The organism is Sphingorhabdus sp. (assembly GCF_044338195.1).
Classification (GTDB): Bacteria; Pseudomonadota; Alphaproteobacteria; order Sphingomonadales; family Sphingomonadaceae; genus Sphingorhabdus_B.
Map to the genome: position 1 here is coordinate 1 of NZ_JBIIMC010000019.1, position 12,351 is coordinate 12,351.

Below are 12,351 nucleotides of genomic sequence, written 5' to 3' on the forward strand. Positions count from 1 at the left end.
TTTTCCCCGGTAAGGTCGTAAGGGTGGAAAGCCTGCGCCCAGGCCTGACACATCCCGGCAAGGATTGGGAGATTGAGCGATGGCTGGAACACCTTGAAACTGCCGCCGAACCTGAAATGATTGCTTTGGACGGCACAGTTGCATGCTGGCGCCATAGGCAAGTGCGCTATATGTCGGCCTGGCCCAACCAAGAAGTTGCACACGCCGTTCTAGCGCGCGCAGCCAAAGATGCCGGCCTTGCCACGCACGCTTTGCCTGAAGGACTCAGGCTACGTCGGGCTGGAAATAAGACTTTTATCTTCAACTATAGTAAAGAAACGGTTCACTTGCCGGACACCGTAACTGGGGATTTACTGCTAGGCCAAAGAACCCTTCCCCCGGCCGATGTATCGATACTCAAAGCCAACTAAGTCCTTTGCCAGCTCACCAATCTTCATCGCTTGACCATATCGTTGCTACAGGGTGTAGATAGATCTCCGGATCTAAATCTGCCGAGAAGGAAAAAATGTTTATCAAGCGTAAGATAACTGGAGAGACGCAGTGAAAGTAGATCTCTCAACCACAATAGACCTTCCGGCCGAGGCTGTCTGGGCGGAAGTGCAGACTGCGCCCTTACTGATGCACATTGCGTGGCCGCTAATGCGGTTTGTGCCAGTAGGTAAAGAGCCGCTTAACGCATTCAAAGATGGTGGCCGCTATCTTATGAAACTGCGCCTTTTCGGGTTCCTGCCGTTTGGAACGCAATGGATCGTAACCTCGCTGCACGAAGCTGAAAACGGCACATGGCCCAAGCGCCTTCGCGACGACGGCCACAGCGCGATGATCAGGAAATGGGATCATTGGATTACGGTTGCGCCAAATCCAGATGGTGGCACCGATTACCGAGATGAAGTCGAGATTTGGGCAGGTGTGCTGACCCCTTTTGTTTGGATCTTCGCGCAACTTTTCTACCGACATCGGCAGCGACGCTGGCGTGGGCTTGCGGCAACGTTGCATACCCGCCGTCTGATCAAACATGAGATGTCAGACTTCGAGAAAGCCTGCTCAGAAGGCGATAGGGACCCCGCATGGCGAGCACTCGAACGCGCACATATCATCTCGCAGCCCTTTCTTGGGCCTCATCTTGGCAATCACCGGGCAATGCTGAGATATGCAATCGAGCAGCGCGATTGGCGTGAAGTTACGGGGCAGCTAGTCAGACTTGCTCTTGCGCCACTAGGCGCGCTGACTGGACGTATTCCTATCGGCAACACTGGACGGTCGAACGTCAGTGCGTTTCAGCAAATGCCTATTCCAGATGATTTGCGCCGCGCAATCGAACGCAAGCTACCATGATGAACAATGGACGGCTTTTCGAAAATAATCACTGAGAGCCGCCTATCAGCATCCACCCACTTTCGATCATCTGTCTTTATAAAATTGTGTCTGCTTTTAGTTGTTTCAACCAGCATCGAGAATGTCTGCAACTGGGCGCAAAGCAGACATGGCGATGCTAACAAGGTACCGCTTTAATCGCTGTTTCAAAACACCATCCGCAACGGCTTTGCTTATATCGGCCTATCGAAGCCACGCTACAAACGCTTTGAAGGGCTGGCGCTCGATCAGAAGTTGAAAGACGCCGACAGCGAACCCTGGTGCGGGATCCAGATCATTGATCTGGCCAAGGGCACCTGCGCCGAATGGTTCCGCATTGATGGCGCGGTCAAAGAGCTCTTTGACGTCGCCGTCATCACCGGCCATGCCTGCCCCATGTCCATCGGCCCCAGCGCACCCGAAATTATCAAGTTCGTCACACACGCTGCTTAAGCGGCAATGGTCGCCTAGCATCAGCCGGTGGCGACCAGATCAGATTTGCGTCGCTGTTCCCGCAACGGTGTACAGCGTCACCAAAATTCCGGCTATCAGCCCGCCCGAACGATAGCTGCCCGTGCGTTGCCATGTGAATGTCGCGATGATGGCGATGGCAATCAGCACAGGCACGAACTGGATCGCAATGACGGTGCTGAGCGGATCAAATGCGGTAATCAGCGATCCGCTCATGAACAGCAGGCCGTAAATGACGCTCAACAAGACAATGAAGCCCGTTATGAGCGTGCATATTGCCGCCATGTAACGACGCCTGTCGCTGTCGCTGCGCACTGTCGCATTGGCCAGTGATTTGGTTGTGACCAGAAAGGCGAGGGTAAGCGGCACGACGTAGATCGCGGCAATCCCCCACTGGCTGGCGCTTGGTAACTTGACCGCGACGACCCAAAGCCGAAAATCTGTTAGGAACAATATATCGACGAGCCATAGCGCGGCATAGCCAGCTGCGACCGTCGCCAGAGCCAACAATATGGATTTAAACCATTCGGATTGATGCGTGGCAATGCGGCGTCCAGACAAGCGACCAATCAAAAGGCTCACACCAGCGCTGGTCACAGCCCAAAGGGTAATTTGCGTCGTCACCGCCTGCGGGAGCCATTGCGATGCCGGAAGAAGAAGATAGGCGGCAATGAACGTCGGAAAGAATAACAGAGCAGGAAGCGAGGTGCTTAATGCGAAGCCTTTCCACCACGCGCCATCGCGTTCTGCCGATGCAGGGACCGCTGTGCCTTTGACCGAAGCGAAGAACGGCAATCGGACAAGCGCATCAAACGCACCGAGCATGATCATCACAAATCCGATAAGGCCAATGCCCGTGCCAAATTCTTTCCAGTACCAAATTTGATCGCTTGCCGGCCTGGGTGTGCCACCGGTCAGTGTGGCGCCAAACCAATCAATCGCGTTTCCAATGGCTGCCGTGGACGCATGGTCACCGGGATGGGTTGTTGCCGGCTGATAAAGCTTGCGCGCGGTCCCGTCCGCAACGCTGCCATATAAACGATTTTCGACAACGGGGGCCTTCGTGCCAAACAATTTTTGCAGCTTGCTGCTTGTCGCAACATCCTGCGCACGGGCAACGCCCCACATCAAATTCGAAAACTCGTCATAGCGGCTGAAAACCACCGCAGCATTGCGTGGCCAATTGGGCGATCCTTCCTGCGCGAAAGGCGCGCCGGTGGATGATCCCTCAAGCACCATCGACGCATAGTCGTTGGGCATGGCCGCGGCCGCAGCAAGCACCGTCCAGCCGCCCATGCTGTGTCCTTCCAGCCCGATTTGATCAACATCGACCATCGGCAAGGACCGCAAATATTTCAAACCATCAGGGCCGCCAAAGCCATTTGAGAATGCGGGCCCCTGACTATAGCCATGGCCTGTTTGATCAAGGGACAAAACCACATAGCCTCTGCGGGCAAATTCAATGGCAAAACCGTCCTGCGTCTCGCGCGAGTTGATGTAACCGTGGACCGCAACTATGCCCGGCGCGGGTGTCGCTGGCGTAGCATTTTTGGGGACATAGAGCAAAGCGCTCATGACTGTCCCATTGGTGCCTTTAAACCGTATGTCGCGCACGATTGTGCCATCCGCCGTACGAACGCTTTGGGCGAGAAACGCCCCTGCCAGAACGATAGCCAATCCAATCAGGATCAACCACCAGCGGGGTTTTGTGTGTATGTTGTGGCCCATGTCTTCATCTGTGACTGACATTCGCAATACCCCCCGCCCGAATGTGCTTTTCCAGACTGCGCATAAGGTAAAATGAGATAAAAAAGCCCGCCGCTGCACTGGGCAGGGCGGACTTGATGTTTTTTCCGGAAAAAGACTCTTACTTGTCTTCTTCCTTCGTTTCATCCGCATCGGCATCAGCGGTTGCGTCGGCAGCTTCGCCTGCTGCTTCTGCAGTGGCGTCAGCTGCACCTTCAGCAGCCATCATGGCATTTTCTGCGCCAGCTTCAGCAGCTTCGCCCGTTGTTTCGGCTGCTTCTGCGGTTTCTTCAGCTGCCTTTTCGCCAGCTTCGCCGCATGCAGCGAGCGAAATTGTGAATGCGAGGGCGGCAACAGTTGCGACAACTTTCTTCATATTGGTTCTCCTCAGTCCCATAAACTCTATTGGGTATTGAGGGGTAACGGATGAAGGCCTGCATAGGCAACTATTTTTCCGTTCCCCGCGAAATCCCCCATTGGCGGGCGACGGTGTAGCCAAGATAGCCTGTACCAAATAGCGCGTATAATGGCTCTGGCAGGCCGTTGAGATAGGCATTCATGCCCGCGGCGATGTTGGCGGCGGTCTCGGGCTGGATGGCGGAAATCAGCCCCATCGGAATAGCCCAAAGCAGCATGGCATACATGACGTATAAAAAGCTTGGCCGCGCTCTGCTTGTCCATGGGTCCGCCGATTGCGCTTCGGCCAAGATGCCCGACAGCTGCGTCTTTATATTCTCGAGCTCCTGACTGCCCTGTAATTTAAGCAGTTCAAGCTTGGCGGTATCCCGCGCCTTCGGATCGGGAATGATTTTGTCGATGATGCTGGCAATTGGCCCAATTAATCCGTCAACAAGTGCCATAATGAAATCCTTTTTTTATCCAATACGGTTCGATAACCAGCCATACAGAAAGGCTTCCTGCGATGGCCGCGCTTCGGCCAACCGGACATAATGGGCGCCCTGCAGCGCATCCATTGCCTTCAGCAGAACATTTTCTGCGGCGCGTCCACGTGTGTCGAAAAAGGCAGACAGCGCCGACAAAGTTGCCGCACCCATTTTGCGATCCACCACAATATCCGCATAGTCGCGCCCATTCCGGTTCAATGCGTTCAACGCGCGTTGCAGAAATCCTGTTGCCGTTCCGGTGCCCATATTGACGCCGGTATCAAACAATTCCGCCGCCAATTTGGCCGCAATTGCGGCGACATCGGCAAAGCCGGGTGCGTCCCAATATATGCGTTTATAAATGGCTGCGGCTTCGGCCCGGGGCAGCTGGGTCATCTTATCATGATAGCCGTGCCGACGCGCCACCGCCTCAGTAATGCCCCAACGGGTCGGGCCGCCTCTGTCCGCCGGATGATGTACATAGTCGCCTTCGCGGGCAATCAGCTCATCAATCAGATCGTCAATATGTACCATTGTCGTCGAGTCCTCACTTTCGCAACAATAATAACCAATATGGTTATTTGTAGGAAAGTGAAAAACGCAAAGCCGCAGCGCTGGCGCGTTGCGGGCATATTTGATGAATATTTTTTGGAATAATTGGTCGGGACGACAGGATTCGAACCTGCGACCCCCACACCCCCAGTGTGATGCGCTACCAGGCTGCGCTACGTCCCGACCGCCAAAGACCTCGCCGAGGCCAGTGGAAGCGCGCCTATATGGCGCTGGTTTCCTAAAAGCAAGCGCGGTTTGGACGCTTTGACGTTGCGTCCGATGGGTGCAGGTGATAATCGCGCCCGATTGTTCAGGACCGCGCCTGCATTGGGCGCCTTTTTTAAAATGTGAGGTTTCCGATGGAGTTTGTTATCTTGAGCGCTGCAGCTGGTGGCGCGGGTGGTTCGGCATTTTTTGTGCAGCTGTTCCCACTGCTTTTGATCTTCGTCGTTTTCTACATGTTTCTCATTCGCCCGCAGCAAAAGCGCGCCAAGGAGCATGAGGCTAAAATCAACGCGGTGCAGAAGAATGATGAAGTCGTTACAGCAGGCGGCCTGATGGGCAAGGTAACGAAAGTTGCTGATGACTATGTCGAAGTCGAAATCGCGCCAAATGTGCGGGTGAAGGCGGTTAAATCCACCATCGCCAATGTCCAGCCGCGCGGCGCCAAGGCTGCTAACGATTAATCGCTGGGGTTGAACAGCCGTTCTGCCGACCCCAAATTCCGTTTTCCCAGTTCGTTCGGACCCAGCCTATGCTTGATTTCCCCCGTTGGCGCGTATGGATGCTCAACACCCTGATTATTCTGGGTGTGCTTTTTGCCATACCAAGCGTGTTGCCTACCCACATCAGGGCGCAGCTCGCGCAATTTGTGCCGACGCCGACCATCAACCTTGGGCTCGACCTTGCGGGTGGTAGCCACATTCTGCTTGAGGCCGACACCTCGCAGCTTGCCGAAACGCGGTTGGAAGCTTTGGAAGATAGCGTCAGAACGGCAATGCGCCGCGCCGAACCGCGGATTGCGATTTCGGATGTGTCGCGTGCCAACGGGCAATTGAGCTTCACCGTCGATAGCCCCGCGCAAATCGACGCAGCCCGCGAGGCGCTGTTGCCGCTGACCAGCAATGCGACCGGCAGCCGCGACTGGAACATCGGCGTGAACGACGGCAACCGCATGATCCTGACGCCAGCGGGCGCGGGCGATGAAACCGCTCTCGACCAAGCCATGGACACGGCGAAGGATGTTATCGATCGCCGCATCAACGCCTTGGGCACGCTTGAGCCGACGATCATTCGTCAGGGTGAAAATCGCATCGTCGTTCAGGTCCCCGGATTGGATGATCCAGAGGCGCTGAAGGCGTTGATTGGTAAGACGGCCAAGCTTGAGTTCAAACTTGTCGATGAACAAGCCGATCCCGATCAGACCGCGCAGGGCAAGGCCCGCGTTGGTAGCCAAGTTCTGCCCTATCCCGATAACCCCTCCGGTCTGCCGTACATTGCCGTGCGCCGGTTGGGCGGCATTTCGGGCGACAAGCTGGTGAAGGCAGACCCGACATTCGACTCGCAGACAAATGAGCCAGCGGTCACCATTCAGTTCGATAGCGAAGGCGGGCAGAAATTTGCCCGTATGACGCAGCAGAATGTCAACAAGCTGTTCGCTATCGTGTTGGACGGACAGGTGATTTCCGCGCCGCAAATTCGTGAGCCCATTTTTGGTGGTGTCTCGCAGATTTCTGGAAGCTTCACGACGGAAAGTGCGAACGCGCTGTCCATCTCGCTGCGGTCGGGCGCATTGCCCGTTGACCTGAAGATTGTTGAGGAACGTTCGGTTGGCCCGGATTTGGGTGCCGACTCCATTCGTCGCGGCATTTTGGCCGCGGTTATCGGCACCACTGCAATTCTGGTGCTGATGTTCCTCGTTTATGGTCGCTTCGGCATGTATGCCAACGTCGCGTTGATCATCAACGTCGCCATGATCCTTGGCGTGATGGCATTTGCCAATGCAACGCTGACGCTGCCGGGTATTGCGGGCTTCGTTCTGACCATTGGTGCTGCGGTTGACGCAAACGTGCTGATCAACGAACGTATCCGCGAAGAATTGAAACGGGGCCGCCGTGTCGTGCAGGCGATTGAATTTGGCTATAAAGAAGCCAGCCGCGCCATTTTCGACGCGAACAGCACCAACGTCATTGCCGCGGTATTGCTGTTCATTTTTGGCTCCGGACCCATTCGCGGTTTCGCAGTGGTATTGATGATCGGGATCGTCACATCGGTTTTCACCGCAGTTACCATCACGCGCATGTGGGTCTCACGCTGGGTGAAACGCACGCGTCCCCATGAACTGACGATTTGAGGATATTGACATGAAACTGCTCAAAGTCGTTCCTGACGATACAAATATCGATTTCCTGAAATGGCGGACCTGGGCCTTTGGCATCAGCCTGTTGCTCATGGTCGCTTCGGTTGGTTTGGTGGCCACAAAGGGCCTGAACTTTGGCGTCGATTTTATCGGCGGCCAAATGATCCGCGCGACATTCACGGAGAGCACCTCCGCGCCGGTCGGCGAGCTGCGCGAAACGGTTGCGAAGCTCGGCTACGGCGATCCGACCATTCAGCGGTTTGGCGCTGAAAATCAGGTCTCGATCCGCATGAAATTGCCGGAAGGCGCCGATAAGAATCCTGAGCTTGCCAATGCCATGGCGACAAAGATCACCGATACATTGAAAGCAGGTCACCCCGACGTCCGCATTGACGGTGTGGATTCGGTGTCCGGTAAGGTGTCGGAGGAATTGTTCAGCAAGGGTATCCTCGCGCTGCTCGCGGCGATGGCTGGTGTATCGATTTACATCTGGTTCCGCTTCGAATGGCAGTTCGGCGTGGGTGCCATTTGGTCTCTTGTCCACGACGTTACGCTCACCTTCGGCCTGTTTGCGCTGACGGGTTGGGAGTTCGACCTGAACATCATCGCGGCCCTGCTGACGATCATCGGTTATTCGTTGAACGATACCGTGGTTGTGTATGACCGTATTCGCGAAAATCTGATGAAATTCCGCAAGATGGAAATGGCATCGCTCTTGAACCTTTCGGTCAACGAAACATTGTCGCGTACGGTCATGACCAGCGTGTCGATCTCGCTGCCGTTGATCGTGCTCGTGTTGTTCGGGCCAGACGTTATTTTCGGGTTCAGCGCGGCGATGGCGTTCGGTATTGTCGTCGGAACATATTCGTCGATTTATCAGGCTGCGCCAATCCTCATCTGGCTTAAGGTCGGCTCGCACAGCTTTGTGCCGTCCGATGAAGCCGGTTCAAAGGCCGAGCGCATCAGCGAAGGTTTTGAATCTTAATCCTGGTGTCCGGAAAAAGTCAGCAAGTTGGCGGGCATTCTCTTTCCACGAGAATGCCCGCACGTTCGCAGTGACATATGCTGCTGCAATCGTTCTAAAGCTTGCGGACGAGCCGTACGGCTTTTGCAATCCACGCGGGGTCTGTGACGACCTGTTGCCGTGCGCCTGCTTCCAGCGGCAGCAAATGCAGCTTGCCCGCCTCGCGCCCCAACAATCGGCCAAAGAGGAAACGGCCACCGGGGCGTGGAATCAAAACGTCGAGATTGAGCGCAGATCCAAAAGCATCGGGCTGAATCTGTTCAAGCCATAATTCGTCACCACGGCGATATTCTCCCGTTGCCGCGGCAATACGCAGGCCGACCATCGTCCCGCCCACGTTCGGCACCATGATGCGCTCTTCCTTGGTCGGCGCATGTGTGCCGTCCTCGCTTAAGATAGCTGCCACCGGCAAAAACTGCTGGTCGGGCAGGGCCACCAAATCACTCGATTCAACACCCAAGGCGTCTGCAATGCGGTTAATCCAAATCAGCGACAGCACCCGCGTCCCGGTTTCGAGCCGTCCAATGGTCTGCGCCGTCGTTGCGGGTTTGCAGCGTTCGGCCACATCGGCAAGCGTCATCCCCTTGGCCCTGCGCACATCACGAATTCGGCTTTGCATAAAATACTCCATCACCAGATAGGTTTTTTCTTTCCTACAATATTTACCACATGGCAAGGGTGATTCGCTGATGAAGCGGAGAATAAATATGCCCTCAAAGTCCCATTCAAATCGCAACCTGCCCGATCCAAGGCTATTGGCTGAGCGCGGGTTGCGCGAAAGCGGGCCAGTGACGCGAAATGCGAAAACACGCCGCACGGTGACCGTCAATCTCGCGGAATCTCCGCTTTCATGGTTGCATGCGCGCGGCCACTTGTCGGACCGGCAGATGTTGGCGGGGGAAACCTTGCGCCGCGATTATGAATTGGCGGCGCTTGGCCCGCATGTCACCATGTCTTGGGAAAATATTCCGATCGGCCGCCAAAAACGCGCTGCACCGTCTGGCTTGAACCGGACCGAGCGGATGATGACCGAAAAGGCGCGTTTTGACGACGCCTTGTCCGCGCTTGGTCCTGACCTGTCGGACATCGCGTGGCGGGTGATTTGCGTGGGCGAGAGTATGCCTGCGGCAGAACGTGAAATGTCTTGGCCTGTGCGGTCTGGAAAGCTCGTGTTGAAAATCGCGCTCGACCGGCTTGTGACCTTCTACCGGATAGCGGGTTAGGTCGCCGCTTCTTCAACCATCATGGCCAATTCGAGCCAACGCTCCTCCGCCGCATCCTTTTCGGCGCGCAGCTTTTCGGCCTTTGCCGTCAGTTCGGCAAATCGCGCCGGGTTTTTTGTGTAGAGCGTCGGCTCACCCATTTCCTTTTCTGCGGCCGCAACCTCGGCATCGATCTCGGCAATGCGGCTGGGCAGCAGATCATAGTCGCGCTGGTCTTTGTAGGTCAGCTTAACCCTTTTGACGGGCGCAGTGACGCTGTTCGCCTCTGGTCGCGCGGCGGGTTTGTCGGCTTTTTTCGCTGCGGGTTTGTCGCGTTTGTCCCGCTTGGCTTCCCAATCGGCATAACCGCCGGCAATGATATCGACATGCCCTGATCCATCGAGGCCAAGGGTGAGCGTCACCGTTCGGTCAAGGAAATCGCGGTCATGGCTGACGATCAGAACCGTACCGTCATAATCGGCAATGACTTCTTGCAGCAGATCCAACGTTTCTAGGTCGAGGTCGTTTGTGGGTTCGTCCAGCACCAGCAAATTGGCTTCACGCGCGAATTCGCGGGCCAACAAAATGCGCGATTGCTCGCCACCCGATAATGAGCCGATCCGCGCCTCAATCAATGCCGGGTCAAACAGAAACTCTTTCAAATAACCCTGAACATGTTTGCGCACGCCGCGCACATCAATCCAGTCGCTGCCATCGGCGAGCACATCGCGCACGCGCTTTTCGGGGGTCAGCAATTTGCGTTGCTGGTCGATGACGATGCCGGTCAGCGTTGGCGAAAGCGTGATGCTGCCGCTGTCGGGCTGCGTTTCACCGGTCAGGATACGGATTAAGGTCGTTTTGCCGGTGCCGTTTGCGCCGACAATGCCGATGCGGTCTCCACGCTGGATACGCAGCGTGAAATCCTTGATAATCGTCCGGTCGCCAAAGCTTTTGCCGATGCCTTCGGCGCTGATAACGGTTTTGGTTTTGCTATCGTCGCTTGCGGCGGCAAGCTTGGCAGTGCCTTGCGGGCCGATCATTGCGGCGCGTGCGGCGCGCATTTCCCAAAGCTTCGCGAGCCGTCCCTGATTGCGCTTACGCCGCGCAGTGACGCCGCGCTCAAGCCAATGTGCCTCGATCTTCAGCTTGGCATCCAGCCGGTCCGCATTGCGCGCATCTTCGGCATAGACGCGCTCGGTCCACGCATCATAACCGCCAAAGCCAATCTCATTCCGGCGCAGCAGGCCACGGTCCAGCCAGAATGTCTGCCGCGTCAGCCGCGTTAAAAACGTCCGGTCATGGCTGATGACCATGAAGGCGCCGCGATACCGCGTCAGCCAATCCTCAAGCCATTCAATCGCGGCGAGGTCCAAATGGTTGGTCGGCTCGTCCAGCAACAGCAAATCGGGTTCGCTGGCCAATGCGCGGCAAATCGCAGCGCGCCGTTTCTCACCGCCGCTTGCGGTCTTGGCTTCGCGGTCCAGATTAATGCCCAGTTGGTCCGCAATGGCGCGCACCGCATATTCAGGCGGGCCTTTTTCGCCATGAATGGCAAAATCGACGAGCCGTTCGAATGATGTCACGTCGGGGTCTTGTTCCAGCATCACGATATTTGTGCCGGGAACGACAACGCGCGTGCCTTTGTCCGCCTCGACCGAGCCAGCGACCAATTTCATCAACGTTGTCTTGCCCGCGCCATTGCGGCCAATCAGCGCAAGGCGATCACGTGCGCCAATAAACAGGTCGATATCCTGAAACAGCCAGCCGCCACCTTGTTGCAGCGCGAGATTTTCGAATGCGAAGATTGGGGGTTGGGACATATGCGCTGGCGGATAGGGGGTCGCAACGGGAATGACAATGTCGATGTTGACGATTAGCGACGCTTCCAGCACAGACGTCATATGCGCACTATTTATCTCAACGGGGCATATGTTCCCGAAATCGACGGCAAAGTATCGGTATTTGACCGGGGCTTTCTGTTTTCTGACTCGGTCTATGAAGTCGTCTCTGTGCTGGGCGGCAAGCTCGTGGATTTCGAAGGCCATGTGCAGCGGCTGGCCCGATCGCTGGGCGAACTGGGCATCAAAGGCGCGCCTGATGCCGCAGCATGGCTCACGATTTGCCGCGAGCTTGTTGCGCGCAATGCTGTAGAGGAAGGCATGATCTATTGGCAAGTCACGCGCGGCGCGCCGACGGACCGCGATTTTGTCTTCCCACCCGAAGACACAACGCCGACCGTTCTGGCCTTTAGCCAAAGCCGTGCATTGGCGGACACGCCATTGGCAAAGCGCGGCATTCGTGTGGTCACTTTGCCTGATTTGCGCTGGGGCAGGGCCGATATCAAAACGACGCAATTGCTTTACGCGTCGCTGATGAAGAATGAGGCGATTGCCCGCGGTGTCGACGATGCGTGGATGGAACGTGGCGGCGTCGTGACTGAGGGGACCGCGCAAAACGCGCATATCATTACGCATTATGGCGTGCTGGTGACGCACCCGCTGAACCGCGAAATCCTGCATGGCATCACCCGTGCAGCCGTTTTGCCAATGGTCGCGCAAACAATCGAAGAGCGGCCATTTTCGGTCGCCGAGGCGGAACAAGCGGCGGAAGCATTTGTTTCATCAGCCTCGGGTTTCGTGATGCCCGTGGTAGAAATAAATGGGAAAACCATCGGCAATGGAACGCCCGGTTCGGCAACCGTTCAGCTTCGCCAAGCCTATATCGATTGGGCACGCCAAACCGCGATATAATTGGTTGGCA

The 12,351-nt window shown here is 56.1% G+C and carries 13 protein-coding genes, 1 tRNA gene and 1 pseudogene; 8 read left to right on the top strand and 7 right to left on the bottom strand.

The window, feature by feature from the left end; genetic code table 11:
* From ACIQZK_RS06880 to ACIQZK_RS06890, 3 genes are all read left to right on the top strand, one after another.
* Nucleotides 1-410 (top strand): Beta-galactosidase C-terminal domain (locus ACIQZK_RS06880; RefSeq protein WP_397575476.1); only part of this gene is annotated, 410 nt, incomplete at its 5' end.
* A 130-nt stretch (nucleotides 411-540) separates the two neighbouring features.
* Nucleotides 541-1,335 (top strand): DUF3703 domain-containing protein, encoded by a 795-nt coding sequence (locus ACIQZK_RS06885; protein ID WP_397575477.1) that lies wholly within the window; start codon nucleotides 541-543, stop codon nucleotides 1,333-1,335.
* A gap of 195 nt (nucleotides 1,336-1,530) precedes the next feature.
* On the top strand, nucleotides 1,531-1,806 hold the full coding sequence (locus ACIQZK_RS06890) for a DUF4915 domain-containing protein (RefSeq protein WP_397575511.1): 276 nt from the start codon (nucleotides 1,531-1,533) through the stop codon (nucleotides 1,804-1,806).
* A 1,233-nt stretch (nucleotides 1,807-3,039) separates the two neighbouring features.
* Here ACIQZK_RS06890 and ACIQZK_RS06895 read toward each other — a convergent pair.
* The 5 genes and pseudogenes from ACIQZK_RS06895 to ACIQZK_RS06915 form a co-directional block, all read right to left on the bottom strand.
* Nucleotides 3,040-3,729, bottom strand: a pseudogene (locus ACIQZK_RS06895) (alpha/beta hydrolase family protein); the annotation flags it as partial.
* Complete coding sequence (locus ACIQZK_RS06900) at nucleotides 3,692-3,946, bottom strand: hypothetical protein (protein WP_397575478.1); 255 nt, start codon at nucleotides 3,944-3,946, stop codon at nucleotides 3,692-3,694. The gene ACIQZK_RS06900 and the pseudogene ACIQZK_RS06895, both read right to left, overlap by 38 nt.
* A 70-nt stretch (nucleotides 3,947-4,016) precedes the next feature.
* Nucleotides 4,017-4,430, bottom strand: coding sequence for a holin family protein (locus tag ACIQZK_RS06905; RefSeq protein WP_397575479.1), 414 nt, complete (start codon nucleotides 4,428-4,430; stop codon nucleotides 4,017-4,019).
* Nucleotides 4,431-4,445: 15 nt separating this feature from the next.
* Entirely contained in the window at nucleotides 4,446-4,988 is a 543-nt protein-coding gene (locus ACIQZK_RS06910) for a glycoside hydrolase family 108 protein (protein WP_397575480.1), read from the bottom strand.
* A 124-nt stretch (nucleotides 4,989-5,112) separates the two neighbouring features.
* Nucleotides 5,113-5,189: transfer RNA gene (locus ACIQZK_RS06915), tRNA-Pro, on the bottom strand.
* A gap of 176 nt (nucleotides 5,190-5,365) precedes the next feature.
* On the opposite strand from ACIQZK_RS06915, the gene yajC reads away from it, so the two are divergent.
* From yajC to secF, 3 genes are all read left to right on the top strand, one after another.
* Entirely contained in the window at nucleotides 5,366-5,692 is a 327-nt protein-coding gene (yajC, locus tag ACIQZK_RS06920; RefSeq protein WP_324479720.1) for a preprotein translocase subunit YajC, read from the top strand.
* 68 nt (nucleotides 5,693-5,760) lie between these two features.
* Nucleotides 5,761-7,359 carry a protein translocase subunit SecD gene (gene secD / locus ACIQZK_RS06925; RefSeq protein ID WP_397575481.1) on the top strand — a complete coding sequence of 533 codons (1,599 nt, stop codon included), beginning with the start codon at nucleotides 5,761-5,763 and terminating at the stop codon, nucleotides 7,357-7,359.
* Nucleotides 7,360-7,369: 10 nt separating this feature from the next.
* On the top strand, nucleotides 7,370-8,350 hold the full coding sequence (gene secF / locus ACIQZK_RS06930; protein ID WP_395636353.1) for a protein translocase subunit SecF: 981 nt from the start codon (nucleotides 7,370-7,372) through the stop codon (nucleotides 8,348-8,350).
* A gap of 94 nt (nucleotides 8,351-8,444) precedes the next feature.
* Here secF and ACIQZK_RS06935 read toward each other — a convergent pair whose 3' ends face one another.
* Entirely contained in the window at nucleotides 8,445-9,008 is a 564-nt protein-coding gene (locus ACIQZK_RS06935; RefSeq protein ID WP_397575482.1) for a helix-turn-helix domain-containing protein, read from the bottom strand.
* A gap of 88 nt (nucleotides 9,009-9,096) precedes the next feature.
* Between ACIQZK_RS06935 and ACIQZK_RS06940 the strand changes: the two genes are divergently transcribed.
* On the top strand, nucleotides 9,097-9,612 hold the full coding sequence (locus tag ACIQZK_RS06940; protein WP_397575483.1) for a DUF6456 domain-containing protein: 516 nt from the start codon (nucleotides 9,097-9,099) through the stop codon (nucleotides 9,610-9,612).
* Here ACIQZK_RS06940 and ACIQZK_RS06945 read toward each other — a convergent pair.
* Entirely contained in the window at nucleotides 9,609-11,411 is a 1,803-nt protein-coding gene (locus ACIQZK_RS06945) for an ABC-F family ATP-binding cassette domain-containing protein (protein WP_397575512.1), read from the bottom strand. The two genes, ACIQZK_RS06940 and ACIQZK_RS06945, sit on opposite strands and share 4 nt — an antisense overlap.
* 81 nt (nucleotides 11,412-11,492) lie before the next feature.
* On the opposite strand from ACIQZK_RS06945, the gene ACIQZK_RS06950 reads away from it, so the two are divergent.
* A complete protein-coding gene (locus ACIQZK_RS06950) occupies nucleotides 11,493-12,341 on the top strand; it encodes a D-amino-acid transaminase (protein ID WP_397575484.1) in 849 nt (282 codons plus the stop codon).
* Nucleotides 12,342-12,351: the final 10 nt, after the last annotated feature.